The organism is Seonamhaeicola maritimus (genome assembly GCF_008056315.1).
In the GTDB taxonomy this organism is placed as follows: domain Bacteria; phylum Bacteroidota; class Bacteroidia; order Flavobacteriales; family Flavobacteriaceae; genus Seonamhaeicola; species Seonamhaeicola maritimus.
Window position 1 is genome coordinate 1,006,894 of record NZ_VRKQ01000008.1, and the last position, 18,843, is coordinate 1,025,736.

The following is an 18,843-nucleotide window of genomic DNA, read 5'->3' on the forward strand; positions in this document are numbered from 1 at the left end:
TAATGAAGTATATAATAATATTCATAGCTTTTTTTAGTTTTATTTCCTCCCATTCTCAAAATTCAAAAAATAATAAACCCAATATCATTTTAATGATGTGCGATGATTTAGGTTGGGGAGATGTTGGCTTTAATGGGAATACAATTATAAAAACTCCCAATTTGGATAAAATGGCCTCTGAAGGAGCAAAATTGAATCATTTTTATTCAATAGGTCCAGTGTGTTCCCCCACAAGAGCATCATTCCTAACAGGGCGTCATTATTATCGCATGGGAATTTGGTCTGCTAACACAGCCCATTTACCAGCACAGGAATATACCATTGCAAAAATGCTAAAACAGCAAGGTTATACCACAGGTCATTTTGGTAAATGGCATCTTGGAACTTTGAGTAAAACTATTTCGGCAAAAGGGTCGAAAAGAAAACCAGAAGTGAATTTTGCGCCTCCATGGTTAAGGGATTATGACGATAGTTTTGTAACAGAATCAGCGGTGTGTACTTGGGATCCTGGTATAGGTCCAAGAGCAAAAAATAATCCGTACTACCATAACGGCATTCCAATTAAGGATCCTTATAATGAAAATGTACTAGGAGACGATTCCAAAGTGCTTATGGATAGGGCCATTCCTTTTATTCAAAATGCTGTAAAAAACAACCAACCTTTCGTGGCAGTTATCTGGTTTCATGCACCTCATGAAGATATTAAAGCCGGACCTGAATATTTAAAAAGATATGAAGGTCATGGAGAGGCTGCACATTATTATGGATGTGTTAATGCCGTTGATGATCAAGTAGGGCGATTAAGAATGGAACTTGAAAAACTTGGAGTAGCCGATAATACCGCTTTGTTTTTTACTAGTGACAACGGGCCTGAAGGTAAACAAGAAATGAAACCAGAAAGACCAATTAAAAGGGCTGGGGTTACAGGTGGTTTTAGAGGAAGAAAACGTGATGTGTACGATGGAGGTGTAAGAGTTCCTAGTTTGGCTCTTTGGCCAAAACATATTAAACCAGGAACTGTTATTGATGTACCTGTTTCTGTACTAGATTATTTACCAACCGTTAAAAACATGGCTGGTGCCAAAATGCCTAATGATAGACCTTTTGACGGGCAGGATATGATGCCCATTTTAAAAGGTAAAGTAAATAAGCATAAAAAATCAATTCCGTTTAGGTATAGAAACTATGCTTGTTTGGTAAAGGGCAAATACAAATTGATTATTGAGTCAAGAGAAGATAATTCAAAAGACCTGTTGTATAATTTGGAGGCTGATAAAACTGAATCCAATAATATTGTTGGTGTTCATCCTAAAATGGTTTCTAAAATGAGAGATGAAATTCTCAAATTTTTAGACGATGCCCAAGAAAGTCATAGCGGTAGGGATTATAATGATGATAACTTTATTCCTGTAAGTAAATGGCGCACCATGAAAATGGCCCCAAACAATAATAAAAAAACCAGTCAATAAAAATAAATAATAATAGATTTATCACTTCAAGTCTATTCTGCTTAATATAATTTAATATTTACCAAGGTTCACATTTAAAAAACCAGTAAAGACATCTTTTACGCTATAAAGGAATTATTTTGATAGTAACTGTTATTATAGAATATATAGCAAGTGCAATAAATTCTTATCTGATAATTTGAGGTTATTGTTTTATTGTTTTTAAGTAGAGTGTTAATTTATTTATCAATAAAAAATATGATTAGTAGACTTTATCTTGTCTTGGCTTTATTGATGACTTGTCCATTTTTAATGGCTCAATCAGTAAAAATAAAGAGCAAAAAGCCAAACATTATTTACATTTTGGCAGATGATATGGGACCTGGAGATGTTATGGCCTATAATAAAGACTCCAAAATCTTAACCCCTAATATTGATAGGCTTGCCAATGAAGGAATGTTGTTTACTGATGCTCATACAAGTTCTGGTGTATGCACGCCTACACGTTATGGTATTCTCACTGGGCGCTACTCTTGGAGAACATCTACATTAAAACAAGGTGTTTTAGGAGGTCATAGCCCTCATTTAATTGATACCGACAGAGAAACCGTTGCAAGTATGTTACAAAAACAGGGTTATAAAACGGCCTGTGTTGGAAAATGGCATTTAGGAATGGATTGGAAAGAACTCAATCCTAGTACTTCCATTAGAAAGAAAGCTAACAACATAGACATGAATGCTCCCATTAAAAATGGGCCAAACGCTGTTGGCTTTGATTATTACTTTGGAATTTCAGGATCGTTAAATATGAGACCACATGTGTTTGTAGAAAACAACAGACCCTTGGGTACTTTTGAATATTTAAGAGATAATGCGGCTCTAGATAAAAGAGGGTATTTAGGGGCGCAGGTAGGTTGGTCTGCCAAAGAGTTTGAACAAGACCAGGTATTACCAACCTTTACTAAAAAGGTTTGTGAGTTTATTAGAGCAAATGCAGATGAACCATTTTTTGTTTATATGCCTTTAAATTCGCCTCATTCACCAATTGTTCCAAGTGAAAAGTTTAAAAATGCAAGTGGATTAAACCTTCATGGGGATTTCTGTATGGAGTCTGATTGGGCTGTTGGAGAAGTGTTATATACTTTAGATGAATTAGGAATAGCAGAGAATACCATCGTAATTTTTACGACAGATAACGGTACATCGCCAAAAGCTGGATTCCCTGAAATGGCAGAAAAAGGCCATCACTCTAGTTGGATTTATAGGGGTATGAAAGGAACTAATTGGGAAGGCGGACATAGAATGCCATTTTTAGTACGTTGGCCTAATGAAATAAAAGCTGGTTCCGTATCAGAAGTTTTGACTTGCACCACTGATTTTATGGCTACAACTGCTGACATTTTAGGCTTGAAACTTAAAGATAATGAAGGTGAGGACAGTATGAGTTTATTACCTTCCTTAAAAGGAAAATATAATTCAGTTTTAGACAAGCGCACCATTATTCATCATTCAGATAAAGGAGTATTTTCGGTAAGAAATACTAAATGGAAATTAATGTTTGATAATACTGGGGGTTCCAATAGAGGTGATCCAAGAAAGAGTGAACCTATTAAGGATAACCAAAATTTATTGTTGTTCGATATGGAAAACGATGCAACGGAAAATATAAACCTAGCAAACCAAAAACCAGGAGTAGTTGAAAAACTAAAGCAAAGCTTAGCAGATATTATAAAATCCGGAAGAAGTACAAAAGGAAAAAAACAACAAAATGATCCGCTTCCTGAAGGCCAGAAATGGCCACATATAAATGTAGTTACGAAATATTTATAACTCAGGTTTTGTTAATTGAACTAAGAAAGACATTTAATTTACTGCCTGATAATCTTAATTAGGTTTAGGAGATTACTTTTATATCAGTATTAAAAAATCACATAATTCAACATATGAAACGTAGAAGTTTTTTTAAGAAGAGTGCTAAAGGAGTGCTAGCTGCAGGATTATTACCAATAACAGGGAGTGTTGCTGCACATAATATAGAAACAGGAGAAAACAAATTAATTCATTTTAATGAACCTTCTGGAACAAAGAAAAAAGACCCAAAAAGAAGAAAAACTTTAAATTTTGATGTTGCCGTTATTGGTGCGGGTATGGCTGGTATTTCGGCTGCAGTTTCAGCAGCTAGAAATGGGGCTAAAGTAGTTCTTGTTCAAGATAGACCTGTTTTAGGTGGAAATGCTTCTAGTGAAATGCGGGTAACGGTTAATGGTGTTCAGGCTTTAAAGAATAAGCATAAAGTAGAGCGTGAAACTGGTATAGTTGAAGAAACGCTAATTGAAAATTGGCATTATAATCCGCAAGCATCTTATCATGTTTGGGATCATGTTTTATATAACTATGTTGTAAGAGAAAAGAATCTCACTTTATTATTAAACACATCTGCAATGGATGTAGTCATGGAAGGTAATACAATTAATTCTGCAATTTGCTGGCAAAGTACAACCGAAACTATGTTTACATTAAATGCAGATATGTTTTGTGATTGTTCGGGAGATGGATTGGTAGCTGCTACAGCGGGAGCAGAATATAGAATGGGGCGTGAGGGAAAAGCAGAATTTAATGAGTCTTTTGCACCAGATGAACCAGATGGTTGGGTAATGGGAGACTGTATTATGATGATTACAAAAGATATGGGTAAACCTGTACCATTTTATCCACCAGATTATGCTATTCCCTTTGATGGTGAAAAAGCAGAAACCACTGGACATAGAAAAATTAAGCAAGTAAAAGAAGGTTTTTGGTGGGTAGAAGTTGGTAGTGATGTAGATATAATAGGTGAGCGTGATGAAATTAGACATAAGTTAATGGCTTATTTCTATGGTGTTTGGGATTATATTAAAAACTCAGGGAAACACCCTGAAGCCGATAACGTAGTTTTAGATTGGATAGGATCTATTCCTGGAAGAAGAGAATCTCGACGATTTATGGGCGATTTTATTTTAACTCAAAATGATATGCTTGGACTTCGTCATTTTGAAGATGCTGTGGCATTTGGTGGCTGGAGTTTGGATGAACACAATCCAGGAGGTATTGAAGATTTAAGTCAACCAGCAAGTTTTTTCCATTCTCGTTTTGATAATATATACGAAGTGCCATTTCGTTGTTTGTATTCTAAAAATATTTCTAATTTATTATTCGCCGGAAGAAATGTTAGCGTATCTCATATGGCGTTATCATCAACAAGAATTATTGGTACTTGCTCTATGATGGGGCAAGCAGTGGGGACCGCAGCTGCTATGTGTTCTCAAAAGGATATTAATCCAAGAGGATTGTACCAAAACCATATTAATGAATTACAGGAACAGTTGTTAAGAGATGATTCTTATTTTCCTAATCGTCCAGCAAATGATCCAAATGATAAGGCAAAAAAAGCAAGTTTAATTTTCGGTTCGTCAACAATATCAGGAGATGCTAAAAATTTACTTGATGGAGTATCTAGGGATGAAGTTGATAAAATCCACCATTGGCAGTCTGATGGTTTGAACGCAGAATTACAAGTAGAGTGGGAAGAAAATCAAAGCTTAACAAGTGTTGAAATGAAGTTTGACACCAATCTTCACCGTAAAATTAATATGCATAAACAACCTAAGAAACATGAAACTCAGCCAATGGAAATTCCTAAGGAGCTAGTTAAAAATTTTACGGTAGAAGCCAGAGTAAAAGGAAAATGGGTTATGATTGGAAGTGTAGAAAATAATTTAACACGTTTAGTGAAAGTGAGATTTGATGAAATTAAAACTTCTGCAGTTCGGGTTAAGTTAAAAGATACTTATGGAGAACCTAATATTAAAATGTTTGAAATTCGTTGTTATTAAAAGTATGAGCCAAATGAGATATTTAATTTTTGTTTTTGTTTCTTTTTTCTGTTTAAAGTTAAATGCACAAAAGAAAGTCAATTCAAATCAGGACAAACCAAATTTAATAATAATTCACACAGATGAGCACAATTTTAGAACACTTAGTTGCTATCAAGAATTGTTATCTGAAGAACAAGCATTTGTTTGGGGAAAAGGTAATAATTCTAAAACACCAAATATTGATAAAATAGCTCATCAAGGTGCTATAAGTACAAGTTATTACTGTGCTTCTCCAGTTTGTACCCCTTCACGTGCGTCTTTGGTTACCGGGTTGTATCCACAAGCCACGGGGGCACCAAAAAATGGACTTCATATAAGGGAAGATATTCCAACATTTGCCACCATATTAAGAGATGAAGGTTATGCCACATCTTATGTGGGGAAATGGCATTTGGCAGGCCATGAAAAATATACTTTTGGTATTAAGTATAAGGCTGGTTTTGAAGATAATCGATATATGATGCGTGGTGGTCACGCTCCTTATTTTCATATTAAGAATGATAAAATAAAAGGTATTAACGAAAAGGCAGCAGCTAAACTTCCAGAAAATGAGATTATTCATTTAACAGATTACTTTACAGATAAAACACTAGAGATTTTAGAACGCGTTAAAAAGAAGCCTTTTGCATTAATGCTTTCAATTCCTGATCCGCATACACCGGATTATGCAAAACCTCCGTACAATACCATGTATGACTTAATGGATGTGAAAGCTCCTAAAACAATGGCTGCTGAATATACTGCTATTAAACCAACATGGGCAGTAGGAACTGAGAACACGAATGAAGCGGTTGGTAGACAAGCTTTTAATAAAAAGGCTTTGCAACAATATTTTGGAATGGTAAGCCATATTGATGATAGTGTTGGACGAATCTTGAAATTTTTAGATGAAAATAATTTAACAGATAATACCATCATAATTTTTACAGCAGACCATGGTGATATGTTTTTTGAGCATAATAGAAGGAATAAAGGCGTACCATATGAAGCTTCAGCACGTATTCCTTTTGTTATAAGGTATCCTAATAAAATAAAAAGTGGAAAAGTAATTAATACAGCCTATACTAATGTAGATTTTGTTCCCACAATACTGAGTCTTATGGGAGTAGAAACAGATGCTAAGTTCCATGGGTTAGATACTTCAAATGATTTCTTAAATGATAAGAAAGAAATTAATAGTGATAGAATCACCTATTTTGCCAAATCTGGTGGATGGTGGGTTTCGGCGGTGAATGACCGCTACAAATTGGTTATTGATAAAAAAGAAAAACCTTATTTGTTCGATTTAGAAAAAGACCCAGATGAACTGATTAATTATTATTACGATAAGAATTATAAAGACATTGCAAAAAAGATGCAGGATGAATTATTTAGGCAACTTAAGACGTTTGATGAGCCTGGTTTAAAACTGAATAGACCCTATATCACTGAATAAATAGAATTAAAATGAATATCGCAATTAATAGTCAAATGTTATTTAGAACTATATTATTTAGTCTAATGTCTGTTTTGCTATTATCATGTAATGATAATAATGCACAGGAGGTAAAAAAACCAAATATCCTTTGGATTATAGCCGAAGATTTATCCCCATTTATGGGATGCTACGGTGACTCTATCAACAAAGGGCATACGCCTATTATTGACAAATTAGCTTCAAATGGAGTGCTTTTTACTAGGGCTTATGCGTCTGCACCTGTTTGTTCCGCAAGTCGTTCAGCTTTTATCACAGGACGCATGCAAACAACTATTGGCATTCATAATCACCGTTCTAGCAGAACTACTGATGGTGAAGTGGTTCCAGAGGAACTTAGAATTCATCTTCCAAAAGACATTAAAACCATTCCTGAGCTTATGAGAGAAGTAGGGTATTTTACGTTTAACAGCGGGAAAGACGATTATAATTTTCATTATGATAGAAGAGGACTTTATACTGTGGGATCAAAGAAAGATTATGTAACAGGAATGAATGGTTGGCAAGGTAATACGGCAATTAACTATATGTCTTTTACAGATTATGTTTGGAGCTCAAGACCAGATAAAAACCAGCCTTGGTTTGGGCAGATTCAAATTATGGGTGGAAAGAAGGATGCTAAATATGTGCGTGAAGGAGAAAAACTTAATGATACAGATGTGCCATTACCACCTTATTATCCTGATACTCCGGTTCAAAGAAAATCTTGGACCTTACACTACAATGCCAACAGGGGTTCTGATGTAACCGTTGAAAATATTTTAAAGCAACTGGAAGCCGATGGTGAATTAGAAAACACCATTATTTTCTTCTTTTCAGATCACGGAAGTCCAACATCATTGCGTCACAAACAGTTTTGTTATGAGGGCGGTATGAAAGTGCCATTAATTATAAAAGGTAATTCTCCCGCTTTAAATAAAGGCACTGTTAGAAACGATTTAGTGTCATTGTTAGATGTATCTGCTACTACCTTAGCAATGGGAGGCGTTCAACTTCCACAATATTTAGATGGTCAGGATTTGTTTTCAGAAGAATACAAAAACCAAGCGTATGTGATAGGAGCTAGAGACCGTTGTGATTTTACTATTGATAGGATTAGAACCGTCGTTTCTGAAAAATATAGGTACATTAAAAATTATTGGATGGATAGACCGGTGCTTCAACCAAGTTATAGAGATACGCATGCAAATCTCCGAGACATAAAAAAGCAACATGAAGCTGGTAATTTAACACCTTATCAAGAAAAATTTTGGTTTGGGGAACGTCCTTCTGAAGAATTATATGATTTGGATTTAGACCCACATCAAATGAATAATTTGGCTGGAAACCCTGAATTTGCTGCTGTTTTAAAGGAACACAGAAGCCAACTTGATAATTGGGTAGAAGAAACTGGAGACCAAGGACAATATCAAGAATCTGCTGATCAGCTCAAGGCAACTTATAATTTATGGAAAGAGAAAAAACAGTTTAAAGAGGCCAATAAAGTAAATCCAGAGTATTATCAGTTTATAGAATCAAAAGAATGATGTCTTATAAATTAAGAGCGGTTTTAATATTTGTTTTATTCACTTTTTCAATAGTATCCTGTGCACAAGAGCAAACCAGAAAAGGTGTTCATATTGTGCTTTTAGCTGGACAATCTAATATGGTTGGCGCTGGAGATTTTGATGAACTAACTACTTTGGATAAAGAAAGAATAGAAAAGGTATCCAACAGAGTTTTATTGAGTACTAATGGGAATGAAGCTAAGCCATTATCATATTTTAACAATAAGCCTTCAGAGAAGTATAACTTCACGAAACGATTTGGCCCTGAAATATTTATTGGTTTAACCTTAGCCGAGGCAAATCCAAATCAAGAGTATTTACTTATAAAAAGAGCGTTAGGAGGAACTTCACTGTATGGCGCTTGGAATCCAGATTGGTCTGCCGAAAAGTCTAATAAAGTTGAAATAGGTGACCTTAAAAAAAATATAAAATTGTATAATCTTCATTTAAATGATATTGCGGAAAATGTTGCGGGATTAAAGTCGAAAGGAAAATCATATAAGTTTATTGGTTTAACTTGGATGCAAGGAGAAAAGGATACCAATGCCGAAGTATCAGCAAAAAGTTATAGGAACAATTTAAGAAAACTGGTTAATAAATATAGAACAGACCTTAAAGTAAGGGAGTTACCCTTTGTAATTGGTCAAGTAAATGTACTTCCACGAAAATATAAACCAGGCGTTGATTTGGTAAGAGAAGCTCAACTGAAAGTAGGTAATTCAGATTTAAGGCATGCAATTATAGAAACATCTACAGATACTACTTGGAAAGATTTTCCGAAATATTCTGATAATACCCATTATAAAGCCGAAGGGCAAAAACGTCTAGGTACAGCTTTTGCACAGACTTTAATACATATTGATAAAAAGCTGAATGGTAAACCATTTAAAAGTGTTACACAATTAAAACCTGATGAGGTGATTAAATTTAGGGCTTTAGGTATAACAAATGCCACCTATCATGTGTATGTACCCCCAACATTTAATCCAAAGGATAAATTGCCTATAATCGTCGCATTTAGTCCTAATGGTAAAGGATTGGGTATACTTAGCAAACTAAAAGAAAGTGCTAATAGAAACAATTTTATTCTGGTGGGCTGTGATAAATTAAAAAATGGTATGAAGGATTTAGTTTTTGAAAAGCGGATGGAAGATGAGATGTTAGACGATATTTTTAAAAATATTCCGCATGATACAAATAGAATTTATTTAGCAGGATTTTCGGGTGGGGCCATGCGTTCTTATCAACTAACAACTAGAAGAAAAGAAACCTTCGCTGGTATTTTAGCATACGGAGGATGGTTAGGTGGTAACGATTATCAAAATAAACCATATCAAGAAAATATGTACGTTGCCATGATTAACGGTGATAATGATAAGGGGGCAAACAAATGGGAAGATATAGATGCCAAAAACCTTAGAGGCAGAAATTGTGTTGTAAAATACTTTTCACATCCAGGTGGACATAAAATTGCGCCAACAGAAGTAACTAATGAAGCCGTTTCTTGGCTTTTTAAAAGCAAATAATTACAAAAAATATGAGCCTATTTAAAAGTTTAATAGTTGTATTGGTTTTGGCTTGTTTTAGCCAAAATATTAACAGTCAAAATTTTTCAACTAATGGTAATGCCATTCGTCATATTGCAAATGCAAAAATAAATGGTACCAATGTTTTATATATAGGGGAGTTAGATGGTAGTTTGTCTTTATATGACTTAAAGGGAAATAAGTTCTGGAGAGTAGAAACCCAATCACCTTCTGTACTTTTTGAAATAGAATCAGCAGACATTAATGGAGATGGTAATGATGAGCTAATTGCGGCAACGGCAAATGGAAATATTTCCTGTTGGAATTATAAAGGAGAGCAACTATGGAACTATTCTGGAGACCATAAAATAAGATTTTCTGAAGTAGCGGTAGTTAAGAACAATGGGGAAACCCAAATTTTTGCTGGTGGAAATGATTATACCTTATATGAATTAGATACCAAAGGTCAACTCGTCTCAAAAACAAAAATAAGTGGGGTTGTAAGAAAGATTGAAGCGGGTGATTTTTTAGAAACAGGGAAGCAATCTCTTTTTTTAATGACCTATAGCCATGATAAATTTCGTTGGGAATTCATGGGGATTCTTGATGCTAATTCCAAAAATGTTATAAAACAAGTTAAATATTCAAATAAAAATTTTAAACAACTAAGTAGAGCCATGGTAACCGATATCAATGTGGCTGATATTAATACTGATGGTAAAGATGATATTATGTTGTTTTCAGACAGCTCATTTAAACCATTTTTTGCTGCTTTAGACGGAGAACTTAATGTGATTGCTCAATATGTTGGCAATAATAAACAGGCTCAACGATATGCGCACTCTCAGGGTACATTTATACCTAGTAAAAGTGAAATTATATTTCAACATGGCGGACTTATGTTGATTTTAGATAACCAGGGAAAACTTAAAGAAACTGGAGGTTCTAGGTATGGTAAAATGGTATTTAGTGATTTTACATTAGAACCAAATTCAAATCAATTAATTGCAGCTGGTGAAGTAGATGGAGGTAATGCTATTTATTTTTATGATTTAAGTAAGAAAAACTGGTGGAAAACTGTACATAAAAAGGTAGGTAGAATGTTAGAAGTTGAGAATAATCTATCTACGTTATACAAACAAACTCTTAAGTTTAACCTTCCTGATTATCAAAAAAAGTCTGAAAGTGAATGGGTAATGATAACTCCTGAGGATATTGACCCTAGACTGGATAATCTTGGTGGAGGTAAAATAAAATTTGTGATTCAAAAATCTCCAAAAGAAAGCACAGACCGCTCTCATTTAGTAAAAATAATGGGTGATGTAGCTTTGAAAAAAGATAGGCGTGGAAAATATCAAGACTCAAGAGAAGCTATTGTACAAATGGCCAGAGACTATGAAGCAAGTGGGCAACCATTTACTTTTTGGGCAGGACATGGTAATGACCCTTTTTATATTCAAATAGAAACTTTAGAAAAAATACTTGAAGTTGCACCAAATACATGTTATGGTTTTGTTTATGCCGAAATGCATAACCCTAAAGATCCTAGAGTGGTTCATTTTATAAATGACTATTTGCCCCGTTTAGCAAAGGCCATTAGAAAAAACAATAAGGCAAAACTCTATTTTAGGTATAAGAATATGTTTTGGGCAGCCACCTCACATTTGCCTTTATGGAAAGACATGTTTTTTTCAGGAGAATATAGTGATTTCTTAGTACCAGCATCAGAAGATACCAGCAATAGGATACAAGATTTAAATTTAGCAGGACGAGTAGGAATGTTTTCGGGAGGTTATGTTAATGATTTTGCTATGCGCTTAATTGATGATAACCCAACAAGTTGGAGGCCATTATCTCCAGGAGGTCAGAATTCAGTGTCTCCATACTTAAGGCAGGGAGTGATAATGGCTGCTTATGGAGCAAAATATGGTGTTGTTTCAACTAGTGGATTTGTAGAAGAACCTGGTCTTAATACCATGTTTGCCTTAATGAAGTCTGGAGTGCTTCCTATTGTGGAAAAGCAAAATATACTTTCTATCGGTTCATGGCATTTAATAAAAGATGTAGATGAACATTTAATTCATTCTGTTGATAATCATCATAATTTAAAACTATATGAATCTGATGATGAAAATGCTGTTTTTTCAGTTGCTCAAATGCATTGGGCAGGAACTAATATTCCAGAATATGATTATTCTAAAATAGCATTGGGAGTGAATTACCGTTGGACTAATTATATGCCTGAAATGCCAAATGGTATGGTTCCAATAGCTCCAATAGAATCGGCAAAAGATTTAAAACAAACAGGTGTAGGTTTTTCTATAAGTGATGGTAAACATGGTTTTATAAATAACGAAAAAGTAGATGCCAAAACATTTGGACCTGAGCTGAAAAAAGTAGCAAAGGAAGGTGCTGAAAATTTACCTGTATTAATTGAAGGAGCTTCTTGGAGTGCTATTAAATTAGATGAAAACCACATACGGGTGATTATGGTAGACCCTGGTTATTTAGACCCTCAGGAAAGGCATGTAGTAGTGAAATTTCAGAATAGAAAGCCAAAACAAGCAATAGATATTTTAAGTAATGAAACGCTAAAAATATCTGATAACCAATTGAAGCTAAAAGTTCCTGCAGGATCTATGCGTTTCATAGATGTGTCCTATTAAAGTTTAAACAATTTAGGCTCTTCTCTTTTTGCCTTTACTTTGATTTTTATTCAATCTGTAGGTATAGCTTAAAATGATATAGCGCCCTAAACTTTCTGATGTAGTTTCTTCAAAATAGTTAGTTGTACTGCGTCTGTAAACATCCACATTTTTGTTGAGCAAATCAATTAGAAGTAGCTTGCAAATGTTGTTTTTATTCTTGGTTAGGTTATATGAAAAGGCAGCACTCCAAATAGGTAATGATAAATCTGAAGAAAACTGGTTGTCAGTAAATACAATATAATCAAACTGAGTGTTGATGCTTAGTTTTTTGGAAACATCATAGTCAAACATGGAGAAATACTGTTGTTTTTTATAGGTTCTGTTTAAATCTTCTTCTAAAGAAAAAGAGGTGTCGTTAATACTGTAATCGGCACCAAATTTAAAGTCAAGAACATTTTTATTTGTATTTTCAAGAAGTACACTCGCCATAAAATCTTTTGAGGTTACATCATTTAACTGCAGGTTAATAATGGAGTTAGAAGTTCTGTAAGCATTCCTGTTTTTTAGAGTATATCTAACGCCTAAGCCTTTTACTTTTTTGCTAAAGCTGAAGTTAGCTGTTAATCGTTTTCTATCACCGCTGTTTTGAAAGCTTCTTGTTCTCACAAAATCATCGTCTATTTCAATGCTTTGTACAATGGCATTTTTAGAGTATTGATATTGTATTCTACTAAAAAAAGTGGTTGATGATTTGAAGTTGAAAATATTCGCATTTAGCGTTAATTCATCCATCTTTTCGGCTTTTAAATCCGGGTTTCCTTGTCTGATGTAAAAAGGATTTAAATCATTAACAACAGTAGAGCTTTCGCTCCATCTAGGATTTCTAATGGCTTTCCTATAAGAGAATCTGTATTTACGACCTCTTTTGGGTTTATATTGAATAGTTGATATGGGGTTTAAAAAGAAAAGGTTTCTGCTTATGGGGTTTTCCTCAATAATTCCAAATTTTCTACTAAGTTCTTGAAGTTCCAAAGCACTGAAAATATTAAGTTTATCGGTTACGTAATTATGGGCAAACCGAGTTTGAAAGCTATTTTCTAAATGCTTATACTTAAATGTTAAGAGTTCTTCCTCGTTATTATTGGTAACCGTATTCTTTAACTGGTAAATATCTTCTTTATCATTCCTAGACTTTAAAAACGACTGTAGTTTGAAATAGTGGTTTTTAGCAAGAGGCTCTGTGTATTTAAAGTTGAAACCAAAGGTGTTGCTGTTAAAGGTTTCATCTCTAGACGTTCTAATTTCCCTTTCGGAAGGATTATCTCTATGAATATTTCTTGTAACGAAAGTGTTCTGTTCATTAATACGGTCTTGCTTACTTAAATTGGTGTTGAAACCAGTGCTAAAACTTCGTCCGGATTTTTTAAGTTTCTGATAAAAATCTACATTGAAATTAGCTGCTTTTCTGTCATTTTCATTATAAAGGTGCTGACTGTTTGTAGTGGTCAACTCACCTGCCTCATTGGAAAACTCGCCATCCTTTCCCGAATTTGAGATGGTATTTGAGGTATTTACTTTTCCGGTAATGGATAGTCTATTAGTACTACTGGCTCTGTCTTTATAATTGAAATTTAAACCATGAGTTTTAGAAACTCTATCAAAAGCGTTTTCAGATTCATAGTTGAAATTATTGGCGTTAACGTAGGAGATTCTTTTTGATGTAGAATTTCCGCTGTTGTCTGAAAGGTTATAAAAATAATCTGCATTAAAAGCTACTTTGTCTTTAAATTCATGACCAATATGAGCGCCTGCCACTTCGGTTTTTAAATAACCACTCAAACTACGATTACCTGTTTTATCAAAATCGTCATCATTTTCATCACTCTCATCGGCAATACCATTGGCATTTTCTAAAAAGCCTTGAATATTTGAACCTGTAATATTGATATTATTGAATTTTCCAATGACCGATATTTGAGTTTTAGGATTGAATTTATTGTAATTTAAGTTGCTAAAGTATCTTTTGTCTAGTCCCATTCCAGCAGAAAACTTTCCAAATCCAAGATTCTTTTTAGATTTCTTTAACGAAAAGTTTATGACCATTTGTTTGTTACCGTCATCAACCCCGGTAAGTTCTGATTCTTCACTTTGTTTGTCAATGACTTCTATTTTCGCAATAGCATCAGCTGATAGGTTTTTTAAAACAATAGCGGGGTCACCTCCAAAAAACTCCTTGCCATCAACATAAATTTTGGTAACCTCATTTCCCTGTGCTACAACTTTTCCATCCGATTCTATTTCCAGCCCGGGTAACTTTTTAAGTAAGGTTTCAAGGTTATCATCCGGATTTACTTTAAAGGAACCTGCATTAAAAGCAATGGTGTCTTTTTTTACTTGTACGGGAACCACCGCAGATATTGTTACAGCATCTAGTACATTGGGGCTTTCTTTAAGTGTAATGATTTTTAAATCTAGGGGAGTGTTGTTGTACACTATATTTTGAGTGTGCGTTAAAAAGCCCATATAAGATAGTTGAACTAGGAGTGAGTCTTTTGGAGCTTCTGTAATAGAAAAGTCACCTTTTATATCTGTAATGGTATAGTTTATTAAGGTAGAATCTTTTTGCTTTAATAATGCCACAGAAACAAATTCTAACGGATTTTTTTGTTCATCAACTACCTGGCCTTTAATTAGGGCTGATTGACAATAAATACAATTAGAAATTAAAAAAAACAGAACAACTTGGAGGTTTTGCTTTAGCATTGGGTTAGGTTGTTGATTTTGCAAAAGTATATGACTATCCCACAACTGAAAAGTTTAATATAGAAATAAAAAAAAGCCAAGAAATTTATACTTGGCTTTTAATGTTTTCACTTATTATTTATTTCTTCTTTTTACCCTTTGTAAAAAACTCTTTTCTGTCTAATTTACCATCACCATTTACATCTTTCTTTTGAAACATCTTTTCAATATTAAATGGTTTTCCGTCTTTCGTTTTTTTGTCTGCAAATCTTACTTTCATTTCCTCTAAACTTACATAACCATCAGAGTCTTTATCTACTTTGGCAAATTGTTTTTTTTGTTTTGCTTCTAAATCTTGTTGTCCGTATGACTGCGAGAACGTAAGTACTCCAAATACCAGAAGAGCTGCTTTTAAAATTTTCATATTATTAAGTTTTAATTACACTCAAATATCATTCTTTAATTCCTTTAAAATGTGGTTGTGAGTCAATTATATGTATATCAGAATAATTATATTTCTTCCCAAATACGGCTTTTTACTTAGAGGCACATTTATTAAACCAGTAAATACACTTTTTAGTTTATTATGCTTTTATTTTGGGTATTATTAAAATATTCACATGAAAAAACTTTTATTACTTTTCGGTATTCTGTTTTCTACTTTATGTTTTGCACAGGATAAACCCAATGTATTGTTGATTATGGTTGATGATATGAATGATTGGGTAGGTGCCTTTGGTGGCAATCCACAAGCTATTACACCAAACATGGATGCCTTAGCTACTAAAAGCACCATTTTTGAAAAGGCGTATTGTTCAGCACCTTTATGTAATCCGTCAAGAACTAGCCTTTTAACGGGTCACAGACCATCAACAACAGGTGTTTATGGTAATAATGAAGTGTTTAGAAAAATGAATGGTTTTGCAAATACAATTACTATTCCCCAATATTTTCAAATTAACGGTTATAAAACCGCAGCTGCGGGTAAAATATTTCATAGCCCTAGAGGAACAGCTAAGTTACCAAAACCAGGTAGTGACCCCGGGTCATTCCAAGAAGAACATAAAGGTGGTTTAGGTGGTAAATTTCCTAGTAAAGAGCATATGCAATCTCATGGATTAAAACTGAAAGAACGTGGTGTAAAAGGATCTTTTATAAGAAGTTTTGATTGGTACCCTGTGGATGTTGAAGATGAAGATAATAATGATTGGAAATCAGCCGATTATTGCGCTCAATATTTGAAAAAAGAACATGACAAACCATTCTTTTTAGCCTGTGGTATTTTTAGGCCTCATTTACCGTGGTTTGCACCAAAAAAGTATTTTGATTTATATAATGTAGACGATATAGAAATTCCAGAAGTTCTCAAAAATGACTTGGATGATGTAGGTAGAATGGGTAACAATATGGCAAAACGAACAGTGCATAAGGCGGTTTTAGAAGAGGGTAAATGGAAAGAAGCCGTAAGAGCATATTTGGCAAATTTATCTTTTGCTGATGCCTGTGTTGGTCATGTTTTAGACGCACTTAATGGTAGTCAATATAATAGCAATACTATTGTAGTATTGATGGGAGATCATGGTTGGCATTTAGGGGAAAAAGAGCATTGGTCTAAAAATGTACTTTGGGAACGATCGGCTAAAACACCTTTACTTATTTTTGATCCAAGAAACCCAGAAGGAGCCGTTAATACAAGAGTAGTATCCTTGTTAGATGTTTATCCAACCTTGGTTGAATTATGTGGATTACCAATAAACGATGCCAACGAAGGAAGAAGTTTAACGTCCGTTTTAAAAAACCCGAAGGCTAAATGGGATGATATGGCGTTAACATCAAAAGCAAAAGGGATGCATTCATTAAGGAATGAACGCTACAGATATACAGTTTATCCAGATGGTTTTGAAGAATTGTATGATCATGACAATGATCCTAATGAATGGAAAAATATAGCTGCTAAGTCCTCAGCAAATAGTGTATTGGAAATGTTTAGAAGGGAACTAAAACAAATGCTAAAATGAGATTAATTCAAATTTTAACCTTATTTCTTATAACGAATCTATATGCTCAAAAGTCCACTATTAATGATATCAAGGGTCAACCAAATATTCTATTTATTGCCATTGATGATTTAAACGATTGGGTAGAGCCCTTAAATGGTAACAAGCAATCCATTACTCCAAATATGGATAGCTTCTGTAAGGAAGGTGCTATGGTTTTTAATAATGCTGTTTGTCCAGCGCCTATTTGCGGGCCTTCACGTTCAGCTATTCTTTCTGGATTTATGCCTAATAGATCTGGGGTTTACGGGAATGCCAGTAACATGATATATTCAGATTTGGTTAAAGAAAATGCTACATTACCCGAATACTTTTCAAAACATGGATATCATACCTTATCTAACGGAAAAATTTTTCATAAACATGCTGCGGAGCATGGCGTTGATTTCGGGCATTGGGCATTTGATGAACATGCCCGAGCAAGAAGGAATAATAAGGATATAGCGGATAAAAAGTATGTTACTGCGTGTAAAGCTGGAGTTATTAATGGAGAAAAGAATATAGATTATAAGGGCAAAGGAAAATTAAGTTGGGGACCAACCGTAGATTCTTTTGAAGAGACGGTAGACTATAAAGTTGCCGATTGGGCAAAAAATCAGTTACAAAGAGATTTTGATAAACCTTTTTTTATGGCTGTTGGTTTTATAAAGCCACATTTGCCTTGGTTTGTACCTAAGGAGTTTTTTGATAAATACAAACTAGAAGACATAAAAACGCCCATTATTAATGAGAACGATTTAAATGATATTGTAAACTCAATTGGCAAGGAAATACACAAACCGTCGGCAGAATATAAATGGATAAAAAAGCATGGACTTGAAAAGGAAGCGACTAGAGCTTATTTAGCCAATACCTCTTATGTTGATGCATGCCTGGGAATTGTTTTAGATGCTTTGGAAAAGAGTGGTCATGCAGATAATACCATCATTGTGATTTGGGGAGACCATGGCTGGCACCTAGGGGAAAAACTACGTTATTTAAAGAATACCCTATGGTCTGAGGCCGTTAAACCGCCTTTGTTTGTAAGGTTACCTAATATGGACAAAACACTTTATTGTGAAAAACCAGTTAACTTGGTGGATTTATATCCAACCTTGGTGTCACTTTGCAATCTGCCAGAAAAGGCTAATATTGACGGACATGATTTTTCAACCTTATTAAAAAATCCAAAGGCTAATTGGGAATACCCGGGTATTACAGTTTCAACCCAAGGAACTTCGGTATTAACAGAAAAATGGCATTACATTAACAATCTGTTCGGAGTTGAAGAGCTATATGATGTTGATAATGATCCTTTGGAATGGAATAATTTGGCATCTAATTCAAAATTTAGAATGGAGATTAATGAATTGAAAAAATGGGTACCAAAACACAGAGAAGAACCTAAAAAGCTACATTATGATAAGCCTCCAAATTATGTTGACGCCGATGCTGACCCAACTATAAAGGGAACCAGAGATTTAAGTAAATTAAAATAACCGTTCTAT

11 protein-coding genes are annotated in these 18,843 nt (G+C 34.2%); 9 read left to right on the forward strand and 2 right to left on the reverse strand.

Annotated features, from left to right (window positions below):
- Window positions 1–2: 2 nt before the first annotated feature.
- From FUA22_RS04175 to FUA22_RS04205, 7 genes are all read left to right on the forward strand, one after another.
- Window positions 3–1,469 carry a sulfatase family protein gene (locus tag FUA22_RS04175; RefSeq protein ID WP_147766563.1) on the forward strand — a complete coding sequence of 489 codons (1,467 nt, stop codon included), beginning with the start codon at window positions 3–5 and terminating at the stop codon, window positions 1,467–1,469.
- Between the two features lie 237 nt (window positions 1,470–1,706).
- Window positions 1,707–3,278, forward strand: a complete 1,572-nt coding sequence (locus tag FUA22_RS04180; RefSeq protein ID WP_147766564.1) for a sulfatase family protein — start codon at window positions 1,707–1,709, stop codon at window positions 3,276–3,278.
- Between the two features lie 113 nt (window positions 3,279–3,391).
- Entirely contained in the window at window positions 3,392–5,320 is a 1,929-nt protein-coding gene (locus FUA22_RS04185) for an FAD-dependent oxidoreductase (protein ID WP_147766565.1), read from the forward strand.
- A 13-nt stretch (window positions 5,321–5,333) separates the two neighbouring features.
- Entirely contained in the window at window positions 5,334–6,797 is a 1,464-nt protein-coding gene (locus FUA22_RS04190) for a sulfatase family protein (protein WP_170309840.1), read from the forward strand.
- An 11-nt stretch (window positions 6,798–6,808) separates the two neighbouring features.
- Window positions 6,809–8,362: a sulfatase family protein gene (locus FUA22_RS04195; RefSeq protein WP_206667087.1), complete on the forward strand. Its 1,554-nt coding sequence runs from the start codon at window positions 6,809–6,811 to the stop codon at window positions 8,360–8,362.
- Window positions 8,359–9,909, forward strand: a complete 1,551-nt coding sequence (locus FUA22_RS04200; RefSeq protein ID WP_147766567.1) for a sialate O-acetylesterase — start codon at window positions 8,359–8,361, stop codon at window positions 9,907–9,909. Before FUA22_RS04195 ends, FUA22_RS04200 begins: the two co-directional genes overlap by 4 nt.
- An 11-nt stretch (window positions 9,910–9,920) precedes the next feature.
- On the forward strand, window positions 9,921–12,575 hold the full coding sequence (locus tag FUA22_RS04205; RefSeq protein ID WP_147766568.1) for a WD40 repeat domain-containing protein: 2,655 nt from the start codon (window positions 9,921–9,923) through the stop codon (window positions 12,573–12,575).
- Window positions 12,576–12,587: 12 nt separating this feature from the next.
- Here the strand turns inward: FUA22_RS04205 and FUA22_RS04210 are convergent, their stop codons facing one another.
- Window positions 12,588–15,320, reverse strand: a complete 2,733-nt coding sequence (locus FUA22_RS04210; protein WP_147766569.1) for an outer membrane beta-barrel protein — start codon at window positions 15,318–15,320, stop codon at window positions 12,588–12,590.
- A 118-nt stretch (window positions 15,321–15,438) separates the two neighbouring features.
- The gene (locus tag FUA22_RS04215) at window positions 15,439–15,723 is read right to left on the reverse strand and encodes an EF-hand domain-containing protein (RefSeq protein WP_147766570.1); all 285 of its coding nucleotides are present in this window, start codon (window positions 15,721–15,723) and stop codon (window positions 15,439–15,441) included.
- 196 nt (window positions 15,724–15,919) lie between these two features.
- Between FUA22_RS04215 and FUA22_RS04220 the strand changes: the two genes are divergently transcribed.
- Window positions 15,920–17,317 (forward strand): sulfatase, encoded by a 1,398-nt coding sequence (locus FUA22_RS04220; protein WP_147766571.1) that lies wholly within the window; start codon window positions 15,920–15,922, stop codon window positions 17,315–17,317.
- Window positions 17,314–18,834 carry a sulfatase gene (locus FUA22_RS04225; protein ID WP_147766572.1) on the forward strand — a complete coding sequence of 507 codons (1,521 nt, stop codon included), beginning with the start codon at window positions 17,314–17,316 and terminating at the stop codon, window positions 18,832–18,834. The genes FUA22_RS04220 and FUA22_RS04225 overlap by 4 nt, the downstream gene beginning before the upstream one ends.
- The last annotated feature ends 9 nt before the right edge of the window (window positions 18,835–18,843 follow it).